Genomic DNA, 23049 nt, shown 5'->3' on the forward strand with positions numbered 1-23049 from the left:
GTCACGACACCACCTGATCCGGAGACACCGATGTCCTCATCCGCCCCGTCCGTGCCCATGCCCGCCGTCACCCCGGCGGGCAGGTGGCCGGCCGTCCTCTGCTGGCTCGCCGTCGCCCTGGAGGGCTTCGATCTCGTCGTCCTCGGCGCGGTCATCCCCGAGCTGCTCGCCACGCAGGCACTCGGCTTCACCCCCGAGGCGGCCACCCTCGTGGCCACGCTCAGCCTCGTCGGCGTGGGCCTCGGTGCCGTCGCCGTCGGACCCGTCGTCGACCGGATCGGGCGGCGATGGGCGATCATCGCCTGCGTCATCGGCTTCAGCATCTTCACCCTGCTCGTCGCCTTCGCCCCGAGCGTCGCGCTGTTCACGACGTTCCGGTTCATCGCCGGAATCTTCCTCGGTGCCGTGATGCCCAGTGCCCTGGCCTACATCAGCGAATACAACAAGTCCGGCAAGACCGGCAAGGCCACGACCCTGACGATGACCGGCTACCACGCGGGAGCCGTCGCGATCTCCCTGCTCGCCGTCGCCTACTCCCACAACTGGCACCTGCTCTTCATCGCCGGCGGAGTCGCGGGACTGCTCATGGTTCCGCTCCTCATCTGGAAGCTGCCCGAATCCGAGGCGTTCCTCATCGCTCAGCAGATCAAGAAGAACCCTGCGGCCGCCTCGGCGACGGTGGGCGACGACGTCGATCCCAGCGGTCGAGTCGATCCCAGCGGTCGGATCGACCCCAGCGGTCGCATCGACACGAAGGCGAAGACGGGCATGGCCGGACTCTTCGAAGGCAGACTCGCGCTCGTGACCATCGGGGTGTGGGCGGCGAGCTTCATGGGTCTGCTCCTCGTCTACGGCCTCAACACGTGGCTGCCGAAGATCATGGCCGACGCCGGCTATGAGGTCTCGGACTCCCTCGTCATGCTCTTCGTCATGAACATCGGAGCCGTCGTCGGACTCGTCCTGGCCGGTTGGCTGGCCGACAAGCACGGGACGAAGAAGATCGTGCTCATGTGGTTCATCCTCGCCGCGGTCTTCCTCGCCGCCCTGTCCATCCCGATGACCAGCCAGGTCCTGCTCAATCTCGCAGTCTTCGTCACCGGCGTCTTCGTCTTCTCCGCACAGGTGCTCGTCTACGCATTCGTGTCCGCGATCTACCCGGCCCAGGCCCGCGGCACCGCGCTCGGGATGGCGTCCGGCATCGGTCGCATCGGCGCGATCGTCGGACCGTTCATCACCGGCGCCCTCGTCACCGCCGGCATCGCCTACCCGTGGGGCTTCTACCTCTTCGCCGTCGTCGCGGTCCTCGGGTTCGCAGCCATGGCGATCGTGCCGAGATCGGTGAAGTGACGTCAGCGGGGTTGACTACCCTGAAGACATGACCCGCTGGATCGATGCCGCGTTCGTGCGCGGCGGCACAAGCAAAGGCCTGTTCTTCCGCGAGGATGCGCTGCCGCCCGTGGGCGATGGTGGGGATACGTCGGCCCGCGATGCGATCTTCTGTTCGGCGCTGGGATCACCGGATTCCTTCGGCCGCCAGCTCGATGGGATGGGCGGGGGAATCTCCTCCCTGTCGAAGGTGATGGTCGTGGCCGCCTCGGCGAGGGACGGAGTCGACCTCGACTTTACCTTCGGTCAGGTCTCCGTCGCCGAGGCGGACGTCGACTACTCCGGAAACTGCGGCAATCTGTCGTCCGGGGTCGTCCCGTTCGCCCTGTCGGTCGGGTTGGTCACCGCAGCCGACGGATGGCACGTCTTCCGCCTGTTCAATACGAACACCGCGAAGTTCGTCGACGTGGGTCTGAACGTCGTGGGCGGGCAGGCCGAGGTCGACGGGGAGCTGGTGCTGCCCGGGGTCAACGGCACGGGTGCCCCGGTCGAACTCATCTATCCCGACCCCGCCGGCAGCCGCACCTCGGGTCTGCTGCCGACCGGGCAGGTGAGCGAGTCGATCAACGCGGATGGACGCATGTTCGACGTCTCGCTCGTCGACGCGACCCTGCCGGTGGTCATCGTCCCGGCCGCCGCTGTCGGTCTCAACGGTGATGAGTCGCCGGAGGAGATCGACGCGAACGCACCGTCGATGCGGGTCATCGCGGACCTGCGCCGCAACGCTGCGGTCCGGATGGGACTGTGTGCCAGCCCCGAGGAGGCACCGCAGGTCGTGCCGAAGGTCGCCATCGTCGCCCCGCCGATGCCGACGAGGCTGCTCGACGGGACCACGCTGGCGACGGATTCCGCTGATGTCGTCGTGCGGATGATCTCGATGGGGCAGACGCACAAGGCCGTGCCCGGCACGGGAGCGATGTGTTTGGCAGCGGCCGCTCAGGTGCCGGGAACGATCATCAACGTCATCATCGAGAGATCGCGGGCCGGGGACGGTTCTGGGAGTGGTGCTGGGAACGGCTCTGAGGATGTGGGTGCGGCTGTCAGCCCCGAGGTGCGGCTGGGTACGCCGTCCGGCGTGGTCACTGCCGCCGCGGTCCGCGCGGACGACGGGTCTGTGACGGCCGCGTCCCTCTTCCGCACGGCACGAGTGCTCATGCGCGGACAGGTCGCCGTCCGGGACTGAGCCGCCTCGGCGTGGGTGGCCGCGATGGTCGCGACCCCCGCGGGGCGGCTTCCGACCATTCATCCCACCGAACACACCGTGCCCGGCAGTCATCAGACTGCCGGGCACGGTTTCAGGGGTGAGTATTCAGGGACTCAGCTCCCTGTGTGATTTCCCCACGGGTTTCCGTTCTTGCCGGCGTTCTTCCCGCCGGGGTGATCGCCATCGCGGTTGCCCCAGTGGTTGCCGTTCTTGCCACCGTTCTTTCCGCCGTTCTTTCCGGCATTCTTGCCGCCGTTCTTGCCGCCGTTGTGGTTGGCTGAGCCGTCGGCGTTCTTCCCGCCCTCGGCATTGTCAGCGCCGTCGGCGTCGTCAGCGGCGTCGGCGTTCGCATCATCGTCGGCATCTGCTCCGGCGTCGTCGCCGCCCTCGTCGTCATCACCGAAGAGCCCCACCACCACGGGGTCGTGGTCCGAGGCACGGAACTGATCCGGCGCGAAGAGGTCGCTGACGTTGTAGTTGAACCGGCTGTACTCGAGTCCGAGAGCCTCCACCGAATTGATGTTCCAGACATCGGCCCCGGTGATCGAGTCGAAAGCGGTCGCCGTGTCACCGGCGTCGTCGTTGCCGTCGCTCTCACCTGAGGCGTCGAGGGCCAGCACATGGTCGAGGCTGCCGGTGCGGGACCCGAAGAGATAGGTCGACTTATCCGTCTTCTCCGCGGCGACATCCTTGTATCCGGCCTCGTAGAAGACCTGCATCGGGTCCTCCTGAGTGTAGGAGTTGAAGTCACCGAGCAGGTAGACGAGGTCGCTGTCTGCGGCCTCCTGCTGCTGACCGGCGAAGTCGACGAGGGAAGTCGCCTGCTTCACACGATCGGCGTTCGACGCACCCTGACCGTCGCCGCTGTCTTCGTTGCCCGGTCCGGAACCCGATCCCTTGGACTTGAAGTGGTTGGAGATCGTCACGAAGGTCTTATCCTCCTCGACCTCGCCGGCACCGTCCTTCGGGGCGAACGCCTGGGACAGGGGTTCGCGGGCATTGGAGAACGCACCCTCGTCGTCAAGGATCGTCGATGCGTTCTGCGGGGCCACCTCGGCGGTCTGATAGATCAGGGCCGTACGGATGACGTCCTCATCGGCGGGCACCTCTGCCGGGGAGGGGACGAAATTCCACTTCTGCGTTCCGGCCGCCTCGTTGAGACGCTCGACGAGGGTCTTCAGCGCCGAATCGCGGTCCTTGCCGAAGGCCGCAGAGTTCTCGATCTCCATGAGCGAGATGACCGAGGCGTCGAGCTTGTTGATCGCGGTGACGATCTTCGTCTCCTGCCGTTTGAGGCTCTCGGCATTCGCGGCACCGCGGGCATCGCAGCCGCCGCGGACGGTGATGTGGTTGCCCTCGCGGTCGTCGTAGTACTGGCAGCCGTTCAGCTGGTCACCGGTGGTGGTGAAGTAGTTGAGCACGTTGAAGCTTGCGAGGCTGACCTGCCCACCCACGGATTCGGGGGCATCTGTGCGGGTGTCGGTGAAGTTCGTCGGCTGCACCGCCTCGGCGTTGTCCCCGGTCAGACGGGTCGTCGGCTGGAACCGCCACTTCTCGTGGTCGAAGCCGAGCACCACCGGCGAGGTGAACGAGGCGCTCGCTCCGACGCGCACCGGGGCGTCGGTGCTCAGGTACGGCAGCGGCACGTCCTTGTCGTTCTTCAGGTAGTTCACGGTGGCGCCGTCGTCGAGGACGACCTCACGGGCGAGGTTCTCGGCTTCAAGGGCCTTCGCCTCGGGAGTGCCGGGACGTTCGACGTCGGTGGCCTGCGGGAGGGTGCCTTCGCCGGTGGCCAGAACGACCTCGCCGTAGGTGTTCGTATTGTAGGTGTCGGCCACGGTCAGCGACTCGCTCGGCTGCAGCAGCATGCCCTCGAGGGATTCGCGTGCGGCAGCATCGGAGGGGAAGGCGTCTTCGACCGGTTTGACCGCCTCGGCGGGCTCATCGATCGCGGTGAGACCCGTGCCGGACACGGTGATCTGAGTCTGTCCGTAGCGTTCGGACACGGAGCCGGTGACTTCGACGTGGTCGTCGATGGTGACGTCGGCGACGGTGTCGGGGGAGTAGACGAAGACGCCGTCGGAGGCCCCGGGAGTCTCATCGTCGGCGCCGCCGGAGCCGGCGGTCTGGATGAAGTAGCCGTTGAGCCCGCCGTCGGGATAAGCAGCGGTGACGACGCCGCGGGTGGTCACGGTCTTGCCTTGGATCGGGCTGGCGTCCCCGGTGCCCTGGATATCGGCGATCGGGGTGATGCCTTCGGGATCCGGTTCTTCGCCGCCGTCGTCTCCACCGTCTCCGTCGTCTCCGTCGGGGAGGGCATTCGGGGTCGGTGCGGCGGATTTCCACGCATCGCCGATGAGCTGGATCGACTGGCCGCCTGCGGCCGTCGCGCCGGTCGGTTCGGCTTCCTGCCCGATGACCGGGGTGGGGGTGAAGGTGTTCTTCGTGCCGGTGACGCCCTTGCCGCCGACGATGCCGCCGATCTGCTGGAAGTCTTGGAGTTCGCCCTCGTCATCGATGACGTAGGCGCTGGAGCCGTACTCGCCGTCGGCGGCGGAGCCTGCCTTGACGGAGTTCGTGATCGGCACCTCCACGGCCACGGCACCGGAATCGCCGACCGTGGTGTTCTCCGGCACGGTGATCGTGTTCTCCTGTGCCTGGACGCTGCCGCCGCGGGTCACGGAGCCGAACGTCCATCCGGAGATATCGGTGCCGGGGTCGGCGGCGATCTCGATGAAGTCGGTCTCGAGGGTGTAGGCGACCTCGGAGATGTGGATGGAGTCGTCGGCGGCGGCCGGGGCTGTGGCTGCTGGGGCTGCGGCGGCGGGGGACAGCGGGAGGGACAGACCTGCGACGAGGCTGAGCGTCGCGGCGCAGGACAGAGTGGTCGTGACCTTCATGGGAGCCTTTCGGGCGGATGAGCGGCTGTGCACATCGTGACGATCCACGTGCGCAGTCCCTTGCACCCTAGCGGCTCACAGATCGACGACGACGGCGAACATGTGAACAACTTGTGAACAGTCGGACAGTCCACTGAATGTCACAGATGTGACCGATCCTACACAACTCGCCCTGCACCCAGAACTACCTGACGGCGCCCCAGCAACCCGGCGTGGACTGGTCCCCAAAAGTTGGACTGCTGTGAGGTCAGCATAGTTCGTAAATAGGCTCACCATCCTTGGCGGTCTTGTTCCGATATTCCATCGGGGCAAGATCGCCAAGTCGTGTCGAGATCCTTTCGTAGTTATACCAATGAATGTACTCATTGATCGCGGCTTTGAGGTCCTCGACCGTGTCGAACTTCTGCAGATAGAACATCTCGGACTTCAACTGCCCGAAGAAGTTCTCCGCCATCGCGTTATCCCAGCAGTTTCCCTTCCGCGACATCGACGGTGTAGCACCATGCTTAGCTAGAATCGACGCCCAGGACACGTGCTGGTACTGAAACCCCTGGTCCGTGTGCACCAGCGGTGTCTGCCCGGGACGCAGTCCCTGACAGGCTCGCATCAGCGACTCGTTCGTCAATGCCGTGTTCGGTGACGTCGACATCGAGTACGACACCACACCGGCATCGAACAGATCGATCACTGGTGACAGATACAGTTTCTTGTCTTCAACAGCGAATTCCGTGACGTCGGAAACCCATTTCTCGTTCGGTTCATCAGCGGTGAACTCCCGATTGAGTACGTTGTCAGCAACGGCTCCGACCGTGCCGCGATGGGAGTCGAATTTCTTCTTCCGCACCTCGGTCTGCAGACCCATGTCACGCATTAATCGCAGTACGGTCTTCTTCGCGATCGTGATGCCCTGTTTGACCAAGACAGCCCAGATCTTGCGGTGCCCGTAGCGTTTGTGACTCTTCTCGAAGATGTCCTCGATGAGGGTTCTCACCTGCGCGTATGGGTCGGGTCTCACGTCGAATCGTTTCTGGTGGTAGAAGAACGTCGACCGGGCCAAACCCGCGACCTGCAGCAGCAATGGCAGTGGATAGTCTGCCTTGAGACTGGCAACAATGCGTGCTTTCACAGCTGCCCTTTTTGCCTCAAGGCCCGCAGTTTTTTCAAGTAAGCGTTCTCCGCTTCAGCCCGCAGCAGCCGGTCTTGCAGCTGCCGATACTCGGCCAGGCTGATGTCCTCGACATGCGTCTTCTTCGCCATCAGGTCTGGCTTCGACGGTGCCGGATCAGCATCGGGGTCCTGACCGTTGTCGAGGGCTCGTATTCGTGCTGTCTTGCCTTTGGCCGGCGGCGGTGTCACGAACGCGTCTTCGCCCTTGTCCCGGTATTTCTTCGCCCAATCAACCACGGTACGCGAGGACGCCAAACCGAGCTCTTGAGCCAGGACGACTTTGTGTTCGCCGTCGAGGTACCGTTTCGCAGTCGCGATCTTCGTCTCTGCCGGTATGCGGCGGGGCTGGTGCGGTTCCATGACCGATATTGTTCCACGCACCAGCCACCGGTCGTGGAGGAGTTTGAGCGTGGGTTTATGCACGTCGAGCTTCGTGGCTGTCGCGGCATAGCCGTGCCCTTTGTCGAAGAGGTCGATCGCGGCCCTGGCTTGTTCGTCTGTGATCAGACAGTCCTTACGCATGGAGTGGTCCCTTCAAGTTGTCTTGTGTTGATCACAGTCCAACTTTCGGGGACCACTCCAGCGCGAGGTTGCTGGGGCGCCGTCAGGTAGTAATTCAGGAGGTGAGGGCGGCGGCTAGTTCGTGGAAGTCACGGCTCGGGTTGCCGAAGCGGTGCAGCGTCATCGACACTGCCTGCTCCTGCACGTAGTACCGCAGCTCCACCCGCCCCGAGGAGGTCACCGGCTCATCGATGACCGCAACCTCAGGTCGGGGTGCGGTCGCGGCCACGAGCTCGTCCTCAAGGCGTCCGAGAACGCGGATGCGCGCACCCACCGTGTCGTCGTAGCGGCCCTGACCGACCATGTCGGCGAACTCTTCGGCCGACTCGGTGCGGGCGGCGACCCTGGCCTCCGTCGCGGCGATCTTCACCTCGGCGGGCACATCCTCGGCGACGGACAGCTGCACCGTTGATCCCACCGTGGCGGCCGCATGCAGGGACCGTTCGAGATCGAACAGGCTCGCTTCGGCAGTCACACGCAGGGTCACCGGGCGGGGCCTGTAGCGGAAGATGTTCGCCTCGGCGCGCAGACCCGTGTGGTCCTTCGCAGCCCCGAACTCCCGCTCGAACCAGCGGCGGTCATCGGCCTTCGCGGCCTCGAGGTTCTGGTCGCCGGTGTCGGCGAAGTGGCCGAAGAGCATGAGGTAGTTCGGTCCGCCGGCCTTCGATCCCAGGCCCACAGAGGACTGCTTCCAGCCGCCGAAGGACTGCCGGCGCACGATGGCTCCGGTGATGCCGCGGTTGACGTAGGCATTGCCGACCTCGACGCGGTCGAGCCAGGTGCTCACCTCCGCCGGATCGAGGGAGTGGATGCCGCCGGTGAGACCGAAGTCCACGGCGTTCTGGAACTCGATCGCCTCGTCGAGATCACGAGCATGCATGAGTCCGAGCACCGGGCCGAAGACCTCGGTGAGGTGGAAGAACGATCCCGGCTTGACCCCGTCCTTGATGCCGGGGCTCCACAGCCGCCCGGTGTCGTCGAGCTGTTTGGGTTCGAGCAGCCAGGACTCTCCGGGTTCGAGCGAGGTCAGGGCACGACGCAGCTTGTCCGAAGGGTCCTCGGTCAGCGGACCCATCGTCGCCGACAGGTTCGCGGGCCAGTCGACGACCATCGAGGCGGCGGCATCGACGAGCTGGCGCCGGTAGCGTTCGGAATCGTAGGTCGATCCGACCATGATGCCCAGCGAGGCGGCCGAACACTTCTGCCCGGCGTGGCCGAAGGCCGAGTGGACGAGATCGGCCATGGCCAGGTCACGGTCCGCGGCCGGGGTGATGATGAGCGCGTTCTTGCCCGAGGTCTCCGCATTGACGTGCAGCTCAGGGCGGAAGGACTTGAACAGGGCAGCGGTCTCCGAAGCGCCGGTGAGGATGACCCGGTCGACATCGGGATGGGACACGAGGTGCTGACCGAGCTCGCGCTCGACCGGGGCACACAGCTGCAGGACGTCCTTCGGGACACCGGCCTGCCACAGGCAGTCGATGATGAGCGCCGAACAGTGCGGCGTCGGCTTCGACGGTTTGTGGATCACCGCGGAACCGGCGGCCAGGGCCGCGACGGTGCCACCGGTGGGAATCGCCACCGGGAAGTTCCACGGCGGGGTGATGACGACCATCTCATCCGGGGTGAACTCCGCGCCGTCGAGGTTCTCGAGTTCGAGGGAGTTGAGCGCGTAGTAGCGGATGAAGTCGATGGCCTCGGAGACCTCGGGGTCGGACTGGGAGGGCATCTTGCCGACCTCGGCGGCTTCGACGGCGATGAACTCACCGCGCCGGGCGGCGAAGATGTCCGCGGCCCGGTGAAGGATCTCCGCCCGGCCCGCAGCGCCGAGTTCGCGCCACGACGCTGCGGCTGCACGACCGCGAGCGATCATCTCATCGAGCTCGGCCGTGGAATCGACGCTCGGCGTATGAGGGCGATCGTCGAGGTATCCGGGGGCGGTCGCCTCGGCGATGATGGACCGCACCCACTCCTGGTTCGCGGGCAAGGAGGGATCGGTATCGGGTTCATTGAAGAACTCGGTCGGGACCACGGTCTCACCGAGCACTTCGGCGGACCGATCCTGACGGCGATTCGGGCGGGGTGCTGTCTCACCCTCGTCGGCCAGGATGCCTTCGAGCTGTGCGACGGCGGCGGTGAACCGGTCGGCCTCGCGCCTGAACACCTCGTTGCCGTTGGCGAGTTCGAAGATGCCGGACATGAAGTTCTCTGAAGCAGAGTTCTCCTCGAGGCGGCGCACCAGGTAGGAGATCGCCACATCGAACTCCTTCGGGTGCACGGCCGGGACATAGAGGAGGAGATCGCCGACGTCCTCGGTCACCGCCGCGGCCTGCTCACTGGCCATGCCCTGGAGCATCTCGAATTCCACCCGGTTCGTCACCTCGCGGTCGGCGGAGAGGTGGTGGGCGAAGGCGATGTCGAAGAGGTTGTGACCGGCCACGCCGATGCGCAGACCCTTCATCCGCTCCGGGGTGAACAGCCAGTGCAGGACCCGCTTGTAGTTCGCATCCGTCGACTGCTTCGAATCGCACGTCGTCGCCGGCCATCCGGCGATCTCGGCGTGCACGGTCTCAAGCGCGAGGTTCGCGCCCTTGACCAGGCGGACCTTGATCCCGACTCCGCCGTTCTCGACACGACGGGCAGCGAATTCGCTCAGCCGCTGCACGGCACCGAGGGCATCGGGCTGGTAGGCCTGGATGACGATGCCGGCTTCGAGATCCTTGAATTCCGGTTCGGAGAGCAGGCGAGTGAACACCGCGATCGTCAGCTCGAGGTCCTGGTACTCCTCCATGTCGAGGTTGACGAATTTCGCGCCCGTCGGGGCCTTCGCCGCCTGTTGGTAGAGGGGACGGAGGCGTTCGACGACGTAGTCGACGGTCTCGTCGAAGGCCCACATCGAGATCTGCGAGGCCACCGAGGAGACCTTGACCGAGACGTAGTCCACGTCCTCACGAGCGAGCAGACGGTGGGTCTCTTCGAGGTGGTGGTCGGCTTCGCCGTCGCCGAGTACGGCCTCGCCGAGGAGGTTGATGTTGAGCCGGTGTCCGTCGCCGGTGAGCGCGGCCACGGTCTTGCCGAACTGCTTGTCACGGGCATCGACGACCATGTGCCCGACCATCTGGCGCAGACGCGTGCGGGCGGCGGGGACGACGACCTGCGGGGCGATCCTGCCCAGTGCTGCACCGGCCTTGATCTGTGCGCGGTCGAGCGCGGACATCGTCTCCGGCGCGAGTTTGCCGACCTCGGCCAGGGCATCGGCGGCGGCGTGGACGTCATCGGTGCGCACGACGCGATCGACGAATCCGACCGTGAAGTCGAGACCGTTGGGATCGGAGAGGACTGCGGAGAGCCGTTCGGCCGCCGGATTCTTTGCCGTGGTCTTCGACGTTGCCACCCGCAGCCATCTGCGGACGGTGTCGATCGACCGGGCCGTGAGCGCTTCGAGATCGGTATCGGTGTGCAGCAACTGAACTCCCTTGGCTGTTGTGGATGGTGCCCGCACGCATCTGCGCTGACCGTGAGGCTCGGCCCTTCATGAGGCTCTGCCCTCAGTATGCGCCGGGGAGATCCGGGGGTGAAGAGACCGCGAACAGCTGGCGAATGCGTTGAGTCAGAAGTAGTAGAATCGAGGAATGTATTCCCCTGAATTCCGTCGCGAGGCAGTGGCGGCGTTGAGGACCTCGACCCTCGCCGAGGTGGCCCTGGCCACGGGTGCCTCACCGACGTCCCTGCGGCGCTGGGCAAACCGGTCGGATCTGAACGACCGCCCGCGCAGCGGGCGACCGCCGATCCAGGCGACAGCGGATCAGGTCGTCGAGGCGCTCGTCGCCACCGCCGGTGCGCGGATTTCGGGGCGGGACTATTCGACTCGTGCGCTGGCGGACGCGACGGGGCTGAGCCAGAGCATCGTCTCCCGCTCCGTCCGCTCTCTCACCCTGCCCGTCACCGAGGTGGCAGGCGGTCGCGAGCTCGTCCTCGTCGCCAGCGGATTCCCGATGGTCATCGTCGGAACGCGGTCCGTCGAACCTGCTGATGAGGCCGTGGGTGCGGGGCAGGTGGGCGGTTCGGTGCCGCCGCGCCGGATCCAGCGCAGGATCGCCGGAATCACCGCGGCGCTGCGTTCGGCCGGAGTGGGACGCTGGGGTCAGCGCTTCGACAGCGAGCACCGACAGGTTCCCACCGCTGAGCTGGTCGAACTCATCCGCGGCGACGCAGACTTCCTCGTCTTCGACCCCCTGGGCGAGGTTCCAGGCGGCCTCATCACCGGTGGCGAGGCGCGCGTGAGCGTCTGCACGGACTTCACGGAATTTCTCGAGGCGCTCAAGGTCATGCTCGCCGGGTGCGAGGATATCCCCGGAGCCCTGCTCGACCTCGTCGCCGCACGAGTCAGGCACGGGCTCGAGGGCGTGCTGTGGCGGGAGTCCGCTCAGGCCGAACTCACGGAAAGTTCCATTACTTCTGACTCAATGGAGATCTCTTCGTGGCTTCCGAAGGAGACCCGATCGATCACCGAGCACCTGGCGATCGCGCTGCGTGAGGAGATCATCGACTCCGCCTACGAACCCGGTGACCGGATCAATCCGCGCCTGCTGTCCAGACGCATGCGCGTGCCCAGGGCCTCTGTCGACGCGGCCCTGCGTCGCATGGTCGATGACAAGCTGCTCGACGGCTCCCGCGGCGGGGCCAGGATCCCGCTCATCACCACTGTCGATGTGCTCGACCTCTACGCCGCCCGCATGGCCATCGGGGAGGTCGTGCTGAGGTCGCTGGCCCTGCGCCCGCAGCGCTACCTCGTGCCCGTGCAGCTGGCGCTGCGGCAGGTTGAAGTCTCTGCTCCCACACGCAGCGGAATCGACGTCGAGGATGCCGACCTCCACTTTCAGCAGGAGCTTGCCCGTGCCTCGGGGCTGCGGGAATCGGCGCGGACCTTCGAGGCGGTGACCCTGCGGCTGCGCCTCTTCATCTCCGTGCTCCAGCTCGACTATTCGCCGGCCAGCGATCGCATCGTCAGCGACGACCGGGCGATCTTCCGGGCGCTCAGCCGAGCGGATGCGAAGACCGCTGTCGAGGTGTGGCGCGGCAAGGTCGACAATGCGGTGCGGCATATGGCCGGCCTGCTCGGCCGGCGTCGCTTCGACCAGCAGCTGTGGACTCAGCTCACCCGCAGCCTCGGATGAGCACGGGAACCGGGAGCCGCCTCGGCGGGGTCGTGGTATAGATTTGTGCCGTGGACACTTTGGTTGTGGGCGTGGCCGGCGGAACCGGCAGCGGAAAGACGACGCTGACTCAGGCGCTGTTGGACAAATGTGAGGGCCCGCCGTCGGTGCTCTACCACGACAACTACTACAAACGGCGCGACGAGCTGACGTACGAAGAACGCGAGAAGGTCAACTACGACGATCTCGACGCCTTCGACAACGACCTCTTCGTCGATCATCTCACCGCACTGCGGAACTCCGTTTCGGTCGAGAGTCCTGTCTATGACTTCTCGATCCACAACCGCAGCGATGAGACGACGCTGGTCGAACCCGCACAGGTGATCATCGTCGAGGGCATCCTCATCTTCGCGGAACCGCGGATCTGCCGGCTGCTCGACATCAAACTCTTCGTCGACACCGACGCGGATGTGCGTCTGCTGCGGCGGATCAAACGCGATGTCGTCGACCGCGGACGGACCCTGCAGTCGGTGGAGGACCAGTACCTGGGCACGGTCAAACCGATGCACGAGCTCTACGTCGAACCCTCGAAGCGCAATGCCGACCTCATCATTCCCGACGGCGGCCACAACATCGTCGCCATGGACATGGTCCTCAACCGGATCCAGCGCGGGGTCGGCTGAGCCAGACAGCCACTGACCTGGGCAGACGGTACTTTTCGGAGCCGTCTCCGAAGTCGTGTCAGTGCCGACGGGTACCGTCTTCATATGGACGTCGACCCCGTACGGGAACCAACGCCGGTTCCGGATCCGCTGACCGAGATCACTCGGTTCGGTGAGCTGCTGCGCGGTCTCGATCAGGGCGACACCGAAGCGGAGACGCTGGCGCGGATCACAGCGCTCGAAGAGCTCAGATCCGCTGTGGTCGCCGCACAGTCCAGAGAGGCCGTGGCCTTCGAGGCGCTGCGCATCGAACGGGACCGGCTCAACCGGGTGCCCGCGAACGACTGCGGAAAGCGCGCCGGTGACGAGGTCGGGTTGGCGAAGAAAGTCTCTCCCGGATCGGGACGGAAGTTCCTCAGCACCGCCCGGACGATCGTCATCGGCATGCCCAACACGTTCAAAGCGCTGGCTCAGGGGAAGATCTCCGAGGACAAAGCGCGCATCATGGTCGACGAGACCGCCGTTCTCACCGATGCTGATCGACGCAAGGTCGATACGAGGATGAAGCGGAGTCTGGAGCCGGTCGGGCTGCGCAGTCTGCGAGCCGAAGCGCGTGCACTCAGTGCCGAGATGGACGCCGAGGCTGCCGCGAAACGGGTAGCGAAGGCCGCGAGCAATCGACGCGTGAACCTGACCGTGATCGACGACGGGATGGGCAGGATCTCCGCGATTCTGCCGCTGCCTCAGGCTGTCGCCGCCTATGAGAGCCTCACTGCCGGAGCCGAGACGATCATCGCGGGCGGTGACGCAGACGGGCGGAATCGCCAGCAGGTGCTCGCCGACTCCTTCGTGCAGCGGCTGAGCGGCCAGTCGAGCGCCACGGCTGTGCCGGCGGAGATCCATCTGCTCGTCGAGGCCGAATCGCTGCTCGCCGACGGACTGGTGCCTGCCTGGCTGCCCGGGTTCGGGCCGCTGCCGGCGAAGACGGCACGGGAATTCGTCGCCGCGAACGAGGCGAAGGTGTTCATCAGCAGGATCTTCACCCGCCCCGAGGATGGGCAGCTGGTGGGCATGGACGCAAAAGGTCGCGAATTCACCGGCCGGCTGCGGCAGATGATCACCTTCCGTGACGACGTGTGCAGGACTCCGTGGTGCGATGCCCCGATCCGGCACGCAGACCATGCCCGACCGGTCGCCGCCGGCGGACCGACCACCTGGGAGAACGGTTCAGGACTGTGCGCCTCCTGCAACTACGCGAAAGAGCACCCCGGGTGGAAGCACGAAGCCACACCCGAGGGGCTGAAGGTCACCACACCAAGCGGACACTCCTATGACGTGGCCACACCCGCAGTGGTCCGCCGCATGCGGTTCCCATGCCCCGAGGCGGTGTCCGAACCCGGAGAATCGCCGCCGGAACCCGATTGGCGGCAGGCCTTCTCCCGATTCCTCGAACCGCAGAGAGACGCGAAGCAGAGCGACGCGACGCAAAGTGATGCGGCCGACGGAATCGATGCTGTCGACGATTTCGAGACGGCCGACGACTTCGACACGGACGCACTCGACGAAATCGATCTGCCCTACCTGCCGATCACCTCGGCGGAGGCGCGCGCAGTCGAAGAACATCCGATCGAGTATCGGACGATCGAACCTCGGGCCCAACTGCCCGAGCAGCTGCCACCGCGGTATTGCACCCGCGCCGAAAAGATCGCCACATGGCGCAGCCGCAATGCGCACCGGCGGCCGACACCGGCAGACTGCGAAGGCAGCCCGGTCGAGGCACAGCTGGTGCAGGTGGTGTTCGGACCCGACTGAGTCGAGGCTGCGTGTCGGATCTGGAACATCGTGGGAACACCTGCCACACGCATCCTGCAGACAATCGTGGGTATGGACACGGCGGATAAGAACGGCAGCACACGATGGACGAGCGCGCGAGGGCGAAGCCTCAACCTCGTAGCGCGCGTCCTGCCGATCGGAGCAGTGGCGTGTTGGGTGATCACGATCTTCGTGCCGGTCCTCGACAGCGGCGGGACCGAATCGATGCGGGTCCGTGTGACATCGCTCGGGTTCTCACCGATCGACATGAATGACCTCGACCCGGGCTACCTCACGATTTGGATCATCATCGTCACCGGTGCCTTCACCGCCTGGCTGCTGTCCGCATCGAAGTGGTGGTCGATTGCGGCGATCGTCCTCGGCACCGTGCTGGGGCTGCGCCTGCTGCAGATGGTCGCCGATCCGCCGTTCCTGATGTGGGACGGGCAGACCGCGAACGGCATGCCCACCGGCGGCATGGAGGTCGCCTATCCTGCGGCAGGCTTCGGATTCTGGGTGCTCGGGAGCGCCCTCTACCTCGCTGCGGGAATCTGTGGTCTGGTCGCGGCAGCCCAGAAGAACCGTCACCGTCGCGAGCGGATCAAACGCTGCATGGCCAAGCGTCATGGTCACTCCGCGTAAGGGCAACTCCGACAGTCCGGCCGATCCGCCGGCCGATCCGCCGGCTGTCCGTCGAGCAACCCGGGGCATGAGGCTGATGCGAATCGCCCAGGCGCTGTCGCTGTTCACGCTCGTCTTGTGGATTGCCATGCTGTGGGTGCCCGTCCTTGCCAGTCCCGAGGACACTTCGGAGCCTCCGCGCCCACCACGCATCATCGTCACTGCTCTCGGCGGGCCGGCCTTCGACTTCGCGGAGGCTCAGGTGTCGACCGTCCTCGTCGCCCTCGGGGTCCTCACCTGCACAGCTGCTTCGTTCCTGCTCACTGTCCGGTCACGCGCCGATTCGCACCCGTGGCCGGAGGTCGCTGCGCGTGTGTGGTCAGTCGGTGCCCTCGTACTGGGTGTCACTGCCTTCCTCGTGCTGGTCACGATGGTGACGAATCTGCCGACGCTCATGTGGGACGCCGTCGACGATCGGGGGCTCCCGGTCTTCGGGGTGGTCATCGCCCAGCCGGCGATGGGGGCAGGACTGTGGAGTCTCGGCTGCCTCTGTCTGCTGACTGCGGGACTCTGCGGCCTCCTCGGTGACCACCGCCGAAGAAGAGCTGACCACAGACAGGAAACTGCCTCGGACCGTGGTGCGAAGTTCAGAATCACCGACTGGCCGCGCGGGAACCGAACGTATCGCTGGGCTCAGCGGCTTCCGTGGGTTGCGGTCGCTGCGTGGGTGCTGATGATATGGGTGCCGCTCTTCGACAGCGGAGACCATGGTGCTCACAGTCTGACGATCACGTCGATCGGAAGAGCGCCGTTCGATCCTTCCGACCTCACCCCTGCCGTTGTCCTGCCGTGGGCGGTGGTGCTCGCCTGCGCGGTCACCGCGAAGCGGTTCGATGCCTTCGCCTACTGGCCCGTTCTGCCGATGTCTGCCGGGGTCGGCCTCCTCATCGTTGAGTCGATGTTGGTCCTCGACCTTCCGCGAGAACGAGTCGAAAGCACCCTCGCCGAGGGTGGCACGATCAGCGCCTACATCGTCGCAGACCCGGCGGCTGGTCTTCATCTGTGGACGATCGGCTGCTGGGCGCTCATCACTGCGAGCGTCTGCGGATTCCTCTGCGTCCGGCGGCGGAAAGATCGCCGGGGTTCTCAACTGACCGGAACGGAGAGATAGATGATGCCCGAAGCAATGAGAGAACACCGTCGCCGTCGGCTGCTGCGAACGGCTCGGCTGCTGCCGTTCATCGCGGTCGCCATGTGGATCGCCACGATCTTCGTCCCTGTCGTCGACAGCTTCAGCGATGTCGGCCCGCGCATCCGAATGACCTCGCTGGGAGACTGGACGTTCGATGACGGTGGTGAAGTGGTGCCTGCGTTCATCCTCCTTTGGGCGGTCGTGGTCGCCATCGCCGCGCTCGGTCTCGGGTTCGCCTCTGACCTGTGGTGGAATGTGACGGCAGTACTCGTCGCAGCGCTCATCGTCTTCATCCTCGTCGTCATCGCCCTCAACCCTCCGGTGACGATGTGGGACGGACAGCTGCCCGACGGCACACCGATCGGAGGAATGGAGGTCGGTCGGCCGTCATTCGGCTTCGGACTGTGGCTCATCGGCGCAGCTTCACTCGTCGCGGCCGGCATTTGCGGCTTCCTCGGTGGCCACCGCCGAACGCACAGCGCCCCCGACAAATGGTCGAGGGCGCTTGAACAGCAGTGACCGGAGAGAGGACTGAATCACTTCACGGGTTCGAATACTCCTGCGAAGTAGTCGCCGATCTCAGCATGCGCATCCAAGGGGAAGATTCCCGATACGTACTGGTCGGGGCGGACCACGACGACGGCACCGTCACGGCTGATCTCCCGGGCTTCGAAGATGTCCTCATCGGGCAGGGTCGCGTAGATCTTCTCCACGTACTCGAGGTCGAAGACCCCGACATGCGGACGGAAGACCGACGGCACATCCGGGAACGCGAAGTCCTTGTGTTCCTGCTGGTAGATGACGCTGAGCTCGACGAGGGCATCGAGGTCCTCGCCGGCACGGCGATAGGCGACCACGGGAGAGGCGGGATCCGATTCGAGCCAGGCCGCCAGCGCCGCCACCTTCGACTCACCCGAGCCGGCAGCGTCACCCGCACCGGCACCGTCACCCGAGCCAGCACCGACGGTCGGTGCGGCACGATCGGCGAAGACGTAGACGCGCCAGCGCCCATCGGCCCGGGCCTCATGACCGAGGTGGATGTAGTTCGCATCGCAGCTGCGCTGCACCCGGGCGGACTTGAACCGTTTGCCGATGGGGAACCCTGCCGCCAGCTCCTGGTGCTGCGTCGAGCTCGTGATCATCGATTCCGCGTACTCGGTCATGAAACCGGCAGGGAACTCCGCGGTCTTGACGTAGAAGTCCTCGAGGTACGCCTTGTCCGGCAGCTCCTCCTGCGGAGTCGCCATGAGCGTCGACCATTCCTTGTCGAACTCGATGAGGTTCTTCGCAGCGACCTGCCGCTCAGCCGAATAGGTGCGCAGCAGCTCGGTCGACGACCGACCGGAGATGACCTGACCGAGCTTCCACGCGATATTGAACCCGTCCTGCATCGACACGTTCATGCCCTGCCCGGCCTTCGCCGAGTGGGTGTGGCAGGCGTCGCCGGTGATGAATACGCGCGGGCACTGCGAAGCCGGATCGTTCTCATCGGTGTCGTCGAAGGCATCGGTGAGACGGTGCCCGACCTCGTAGACCGAATGCCAGGCGACCTTCTTCACATCGATGGAATAGGGCGCAATGATCGCGTTCGCCCGCCGAATGATCTCGTCGATGCTCGTCTGCCGCACCTTGCGGGCATCGTCTTCGGGCACCTCGCCGAGATCGACGTACATGCGGAACAGGTGTCCGCCCTCGCGGGGGATGTGGAGGATGTTGCCGTGCTTCGACGAGATCGCGCACTTGGTGCGGATATCGGGGAAGTCGGAGTTCGCGAGCACGTCCATCACGCCCCAGGCATGGTTGGCCTGGTCGCCGGACATCGTCCGGCCGATCGCCGATCGCACCTTCGAGCGTGCCCCGTCGCAGCCGACGACGTAACCGGCACGGATGGTCCGTTCCTCACCAGCGCGTTCACCGGCGGTGTAGCGGACGGTGACGGAGACCGGATGGTCACCTGCCGGGGCGTTCTCAGCGTCGGCCGCGACCGTGAGGTCGACGAACTCGATGCCGTAGTCGGGGGTGATCTTGCCGGGGGACTGGGCGGCGAACTGGGCGAAGTAGTCGAGCACGCGTGCCTGGTTGACGATGAGGTGCGGGAACTCGCTGATCCCGTGCTCATCGTCCTTCGGCCGACCTGTGCGGACGATGTTCTCGGGGTTCTGCGGATCCGGATTCCAGAACGACATCTCTGTGATGTGGTAGCCCTCGCGCATGATCTCCTCGGCGAAGCCGAACGCCTGGAAGGTCTCGACGGAACGGGCCTGGATGCCGTCGGCCTGACCGATGACCAGACGCGAATCGCGCTTCTCGATCATCCGCGTGTTCACGTGCGCGTACTGCGAGAGCTGGGCCGCGGCGATCATCCCCGCGGGACCGCTGCCCACGATGAGGACATCGACCTCATCAGGCAGCTCCTCGCTGCGATCGATCCCGTACCCGGCGGCCTCTTCGATCCGCGGGTCAGCGGAAACGTAGCCGTTCTGATGGAAATGCATGTCAACCTCCGGTTCTTGACACGTCGTCGTGATACTCAAATGCTATCAGTTCATATACGATCTGGCGTCGCCAGGTGGTGCCGGTCACCGTCATCGCAGGTCATCTGCGAGGGACCGTCCCTCATCTGCGCGGGACCGCCTCGGTGCCGGCAGCCGAGTTCGACGTCCGGTGCGAGCCGATCCCGATGATCGGACTCACCGCCTGCTCGTCCTCGTGGTCGGGACCCAGCGGGATCCCGCTGCGATCGCGCAGCAGCAGGGTTGCCGCAAGTGCGAGCACGGCCACGACACCCAGGTACATCGCCACCGAGGTGGTCGTTCCCGTCGATGACACGAGCGCCTTCGCGATCGTCGGGGCGAACGCGCCGCCGAGGATCGAGCCGATCGCATAGGACACCGAGACCCCGGAGAAGCGGACGCTGGAGGGGAACAGCTCGGCATACATCGCCGGCTGCTCGCCGTAGGTGAAGCCCAGCCCCACCGTGAGCACGACGAGTCCGAGCAGCAGCAAGCCCAGGGAGCCCGTGTTGACCAGCGGGAACAGGGAGAAGATGCCGACCAGCAGGAAGATCCAGCCGAGGATGTAGGTGTTCCGCCGCCCGATCTTGTCCGATACGGCGCCTGCGATGATCGTGAAGATCAGCCAGGACACCGCCGAGGCGGCCACCGCCCACAGCACGGGACCGCGCTCGAGTCCGATGGGACCGGCCGGATCCGTCGCGTAGTTCTGGATGTATCCGCCGGTGGTCATGTACCCGGCGGCGTTGTTGCCCATGAAGACGAGGGAGGCGAGGACGACGAGCAGCCAGTGGCCCTTGATGAGCTTGCCCAGCGGATTCGACACCTGCTCCTTGCGCTCGGCGATCTCGTGGAAGACCGGGGATTCCTCGACTCCGCGGCGGATCCAGTAGCCGACGAATACGAGCACGATGGAGAGGTAGAACGGCACGCGCCAACCCCACTCGAGGAAGGCGTCACCAGGGGCGATGGAGGTCATCAGGGCGAGCACACCCGAGGACAGCAGCAGGCCGATCGAGACGCCGATCTGCGGGAAGGAGCCGCGCAGGCCGCGGGACTTCTCGTCCGCATGTTCGACGGCCAGCAGCACCGCTCCGCCCCATTCGCCGCCGGCCGAGATGCCTTGGATGATGCGCAGGGCGATGAGCAGGATGGGTGCGATGACGCCGGCCGACTCGTAGGTGGGCAGGAAGCCGATGAGTGCGGTCGCCGCACCCATGGCGATGAGCGTGATGATGAGGACGACGCGGCGTCCGAGCTTGTCACCGAAGTGTCCGGCGAGGAAGGCGCCCAGCGGGCGGAACAGGAAGCTGATCCCGACCGTGGCGAAGGCGACCATGGTCGACAGCGTCGATCCGAGCGGGCCGAAGAAGAGTTCGTTGAAGATCAGCCCCGAGGCGGCCGCGTAGAGGAAGTAGTCGTACCATTCGATGCTCGTGCCGACGACGGTCGCAAACGCCACCCGGGTCTGCGTGTGCTTCTGTGCTGCCATGACTCCAATGTCCTGTCGTGCGAGGGTATCCGGGCCGCGAGATCTGTGCCCTGGATTACTTGTCCTCCGGAACCGTATCATATACGATCTGTGGTGAAGCCAATCGAAATGAGGTGTGAGATCGATGTCGACTCCAGCCGGTGTTCCCGCCCGACCGGGCAAGATCATTGCCGTTCATGTGGCCTATGAGTCCCGTGCCGCGCAGCGGGGGAGACGCCCCGCCCAACCGTCCTACTTCCTCAAGGCCGCGAGCTCCGTGGCCGGAACGGGCGAGACGATCGCACGACCGGCTGGCACCTCGCTGCTCGCTTTCGAAGGGGAGATCGCCATCGTCATCGGCACTCCCACCCGCAACGTCACCGAGGCGGACGCCTGGTCCCATGTGGCCGGAGTGACCGCGGCCAACGACTTCGGCCTCTATGACATGAAGACCCCGGACAAGGGGTCGAACGTGCGCTCGAAGAGCCGCGACGGCTACACCCCGCTGGGGCCTGAGCTCATCCCCGCCGCCGAGGCGGCCCCCGACTCCCTGCGCATCCGCACCTGGGTCAACGGCGACGTCGTCCAGGACGACGGGTCGAGCAATGAGCAGCTGATCTTCAGCCTGCCGCGCATCGTCGCCGATCTCAGCCAGCACTTCACCCTCGAACCCGGCGACGTCATCCTCACCGGCACCCCGGCCGGATCCTCGGTCGTCGTCCCCGGCGACACCGTCGACGTCGAGGTCACAGCCGCCTCGGCGAACGGAGGGGAACTGAGCTCGGGACGCTTGAGCACCACCGTCGTCGAGGGCTCCGGCGACTTCGACGAGAACCTCGGCAGCCTGCCGGCCACGAACGAAGCGCTGACCGTCGACGCCTGGGGCTCCCGCGAAGCCGCCGGACTGCCGCCGGAGGACACCGCCGGTGACACCGCAGCGGACGCGGAGTCGGCTCTCGGTGAGGATCTCGTCGCCAAGCTCACCGAAGCTCCGACCGCCGGGCTGTCGGCCCAGCTGCGCTCACGTGGACTCAACAATGTCGTCATCGAAGGCGTGGCCCCGCTGAAACTGGGTTCGAAGATCGTCGGCACCGCGAAGACCCTGCGGTTCGTGCCCAACCGCGAGGACCTGTTCAAGTCCCACGGCGGCGGCTACAACGCGCAGAAGCAGGCCTTCGACTCGATCCGGCCCGGTGAGGTCATCGTCATCGAAGCGCGCGGCGAATCGGGTTCGGGCACGCTCGGCGACATCCTCGCCCTGCGCGCGAAGTCTCTCGGCGCCGCCGGCGTCGTCACCGACGGGGGAGTCCGCGACTCCGCCGAGGTGGCCGGCATCCTGCCCGTGTTCGCGACCGCGAAGAACCCAGCCGTGCTCGGCAGGCGCCACGTTCCGTGGGAATCGGATGTGGCTGTGGCCTGCGGAAATGCCACAGTCCTGCCCGGTGACGTGATCGTCGCCGATGATGACGGAGCCATCGTCATCCCACGCGATCTCGTCGACGAGGTCGTCGACGCGGCGCTGGCGAAGGAGACCGAGGACGGGTGGGTCGCCGAACAGGTTGCTGCCGGCAATCCCATCGACGGTCTCTTCCCGCCCAAGGGCGAATGGAAGGCGAAGTTCGAGGAATGGAAGGCCTCCAGGTGAGTGCCGAAACCCGAACGTCCGCCGCTGAAACCGGGGCTGGGACCGCCGCAGAAACGGCCGCAGAAACGGCCGCCCAGTCGACCGAGTCAGCCGACTCTTCCGCTTCGCTGAGCAAGGCGGAGACCGCGTACCGGTGGATCCGCGAACGCGTGGCCGACCAGACCTACCAGCCGGGACACAAGCTCGTGCTCGCGCAGATCGCGCTCGCCCTCGACACCTCCGTGGTGCCGGTGCGCGAGGCCATCCGCCGGCTGGAGGCCGACGGTCTCGTCACCTTCGAACGCAATGTCGGGGCCCGCGTGGCCATGGTCGACCAGGGCTCCTACGCCCAGTCGATGGAGACGGTCGCGATCCTCGAGGGCGCGGCTGTCGCCCAAGCCAAGGACCACCTCGGTGCCGGTGATCTCGATGCGGCGGAGGCGATCAACGATCGGATGCGGGCTCTGCTCGACGATTTCGAACCGTCCGAGTTCACCCGACTCAACCACGAATTCCACGAGGCGCTCTACCGGCGCTGCCCCAACGAACGGCTGTGCGCCCTCGTCGAACTCGAATGGGATCGGCTCTCGCACCTGCGGGATTCGACGTTCTCCTTCGTGCCCGAGCGGGCGCTCGAGTCCGTCGAGGAGCACTCCCGCATCGTCGCGCTCATCCGTGCCCGCGCCTCGGTGCAGGAGATCGAACGAGCCGTGCGCGAACACCGTTCGGCCACGCTGCACAGCTATCAGAACCTGCAGACGACCACAGCTTCATAGAAAGGAC

General features: G+C 65.7%; 16 protein-coding genes. 10 read left to right on the forward strand and 6 right to left on the reverse strand.

Annotation, left to right across the window (positions count from 1 at the left end; translation table 11 throughout):
• The first annotated feature begins 30 nt into the window (after positions 1-30).
• Together L1F31_RS04345 and L1F31_RS04350 are read left to right on the forward strand one after the other, a co-directional pair.
• Positions 31-1347, forward strand: a complete 1317-nt coding sequence (locus L1F31_RS04345) for an MFS transporter (RefSeq protein ID WP_265419455.1) — start codon at positions 31-33, stop codon at positions 1345-1347.
• Positions 1348-1375: 28 nt separating this feature from the next.
• On the forward strand, positions 1376-2569 hold the full coding sequence (locus tag L1F31_RS04350; RefSeq protein ID WP_265419456.1) for a PrpF domain-containing protein: 1194 nt from the start codon (positions 1376-1378) through the stop codon (positions 2567-2569).
• Positions 2570-2703: 134 nt separating this feature from the next.
• Here the strand turns inward: L1F31_RS04350 and L1F31_RS04355 are convergent, their stop codons facing one another.
• From L1F31_RS04355 to L1F31_RS04370, 4 genes are all read right to left on the reverse strand, one after another.
• On the reverse strand, positions 2704-5490 hold the full coding sequence (locus L1F31_RS04355; protein ID WP_265419457.1) for an ExeM/NucH family extracellular endonuclease: 2787 nt from the start codon (positions 5488-5490) through the stop codon (positions 2704-2706).
• 247 nt (positions 5491-5737) lie between these two features.
• On the reverse strand, positions 5738-6616 hold the full coding sequence (locus L1F31_RS04360) for an IS3 family transposase (RefSeq protein WP_265419091.1): 879 nt from the start codon (positions 6614-6616) through the stop codon (positions 5738-5740).
• Complete coding sequence (locus L1F31_RS04365) at positions 6613-7179, reverse strand: helix-turn-helix domain-containing protein (protein WP_265419090.1); 567 nt, start codon at positions 7177-7179, stop codon at positions 6613-6615. The genes L1F31_RS04360 and L1F31_RS04365 overlap by 4 nt, the downstream gene beginning before the upstream one ends.
• Before the next feature lie 94 nt (positions 7180-7273).
• Entirely contained in the window at positions 7274-10681 is a 3408-nt protein-coding gene (locus tag L1F31_RS04370) for a bifunctional proline dehydrogenase/L-glutamate gamma-semialdehyde dehydrogenase (RefSeq protein ID WP_265419458.1), read from the reverse strand.
• Positions 10682-10847: 166 nt separating this feature from the next.
• Here L1F31_RS04370 and L1F31_RS04375 point away from each other — a divergent pair, with 166 nt between their 5' ends.
• From L1F31_RS04375 to L1F31_RS04400, 6 genes are all read left to right on the forward strand, one after another.
• The gene (locus L1F31_RS04375) at positions 10848-12392 is read left to right on the forward strand and encodes an FCD domain-containing protein (RefSeq protein ID WP_265419459.1); all 1545 of its coding nucleotides are present in this window, start codon (positions 10848-10850) and stop codon (positions 12390-12392) included.
• Positions 12393-12442: 50 nt separating this feature from the next.
• Positions 12443-13054 (forward strand): uridine kinase, encoded by a 612-nt coding sequence (gene udk / locus L1F31_RS04380; RefSeq protein ID WP_265419460.1) that lies wholly within the window; start codon positions 12443-12445, stop codon positions 13052-13054.
• Between the two features lie 84 nt (positions 13055-13138).
• On the forward strand, positions 13139-14845 hold the full coding sequence (locus L1F31_RS04385; protein WP_265419461.1) for an HNH endonuclease: 1707 nt from the start codon (positions 13139-13141) through the stop codon (positions 14843-14845).
• A gap of 72 nt (positions 14846-14917) precedes the next feature.
• Positions 14918-15487 (forward strand): hypothetical protein, encoded by a 570-nt coding sequence (locus L1F31_RS04390; protein ID WP_265419462.1) that lies wholly within the window; start codon positions 14918-14920, stop codon positions 15485-15487.
• A gap of 76 nt (positions 15488-15563) precedes the next feature.
• A complete protein-coding gene (locus tag L1F31_RS04395) occupies positions 15564-16637 on the forward strand; it encodes a hypothetical protein (RefSeq protein ID WP_265419463.1) in 1074 nt (357 codons plus the stop codon).
• Positions 16638-17177 carry a hypothetical protein gene (locus tag L1F31_RS04400; RefSeq protein WP_265419464.1) on the forward strand — a complete coding sequence of 180 codons (540 nt, stop codon included), beginning with the start codon at positions 16638-16640 and terminating at the stop codon, positions 17175-17177. It abuts the gene before it with no gap.
• Positions 17178-17194: 17 nt separating this feature from the next.
• Here L1F31_RS04400 and L1F31_RS04405 read toward each other — a convergent pair whose 3' ends face one another.
• Together L1F31_RS04405 and L1F31_RS04410 are read right to left on the reverse strand one after the other, a co-directional pair.
• Complete coding sequence (locus L1F31_RS04405) at positions 17195-19153, reverse strand: FAD-binding monooxygenase (protein ID WP_265419465.1); 1959 nt, start codon at positions 19151-19153, stop codon at positions 17195-17197.
• Between the two features lie 121 nt (positions 19154-19274).
• A complete protein-coding gene (locus L1F31_RS04410) occupies positions 19275-20663 on the reverse strand; it encodes an MFS transporter (RefSeq protein WP_265419466.1) in 1389 nt (462 codons plus the stop codon).
• A gap of 124 nt (positions 20664-20787) precedes the next feature.
• Here L1F31_RS04410 and L1F31_RS04415 point away from each other — a divergent pair, with 124 nt between their 5' ends.
• Positions 20788-22287: a fumarylacetoacetate hydrolase family protein gene (locus L1F31_RS04415; RefSeq protein WP_265419467.1), complete on the forward strand. Its 1500-nt coding sequence runs from the start codon at positions 20788-20790 to the stop codon at positions 22285-22287.
• A 107-nt stretch (positions 22288-22394) separates the two neighbouring features.
• Complete coding sequence (locus tag L1F31_RS04420; protein ID WP_265420389.1) at positions 22395-23042, forward strand: GntR family transcriptional regulator; 648 nt, start codon at positions 22395-22397, stop codon at positions 23040-23042.
• Positions 23043-23049 lie beyond the last annotated feature (7 nt).

This window comes from Brevibacterium spongiae, assembly GCF_026168515.1.
Taxonomy (GTDB): Bacteria; Actinomycetota; Actinomycetes; order Actinomycetales; family Brevibacteriaceae; genus Brevibacterium; species Brevibacterium spongiae.

Coding starts and splice junctions, on each gene's coding strand:
- L1F31_RS04345 (WP_265419455.1), top strand. CDS start 31: ATGTCCTCATCCGCCCCGTCCGTGCCCATGCCCGCCGTCACCCCGGCG.
- L1F31_RS04350 (WP_265419456.1), top strand. CDS start 1,376: ATGACCCGCTGGATCGATGCCGCGTTCGTGCGCGGCGGCACAAGCAAA.
- L1F31_RS04355 (WP_265419457.1), bottom strand. CDS start 5,490: ATGAAGGTCACGACCACTCTGTCCTGCGCCGCGACGCTCAGCCTCGTC.
- L1F31_RS04365 (WP_265419090.1), bottom strand. CDS start 7,179: ATGCGTAAGGACTGTCTGATCACAGACGAACAAGCCAGGGCCGCGATC.
- L1F31_RS04375 (WP_265419459.1), top strand. CDS start 10,848: ATGTATTCCCCTGAATTCCGTCGCGAGGCAGTGGCGGCGTTGAGGACC.
- L1F31_RS04385 (WP_265419461.1), top strand. CDS start 13,139: ATGGACGTCGACCCCGTACGGGAACCAACGCCGGTTCCGGATCCGCTG.
- L1F31_RS04390 (WP_265419462.1), top strand. CDS start 14,918: ATGGACACGGCGGATAAGAACGGCAGCACACGATGGACGAGCGCGCGA.
- L1F31_RS04395 (WP_265419463.1), top strand. CDS start 15,564: ATGCGAATCGCCCAGGCGCTGTCGCTGTTCACGCTCGTCTTGTGGATT.
- L1F31_RS04400 (WP_265419464.1), top strand. CDS start 16,638: ATGATGCCCGAAGCAATGAGAGAACACCGTCGCCGTCGGCTGCTGCGA.
- L1F31_RS04405 (WP_265419465.1), bottom strand. CDS start 19,153: ATGCATTTCCATCAGAACGGCTACGTTTCCGCTGACCCGCGGATCGAA.
- L1F31_RS04410 (WP_265419466.1), bottom strand. CDS start 20,663: ATGGCAGCACAGAAGCACACGCAGACCCGGGTGGCGTTTGCGACCGTC.
- L1F31_RS04415 (WP_265419467.1), top strand. CDS start 20,788: ATGTCGACTCCAGCCGGTGTTCCCGCCCGACCGGGCAAGATCATTGCC.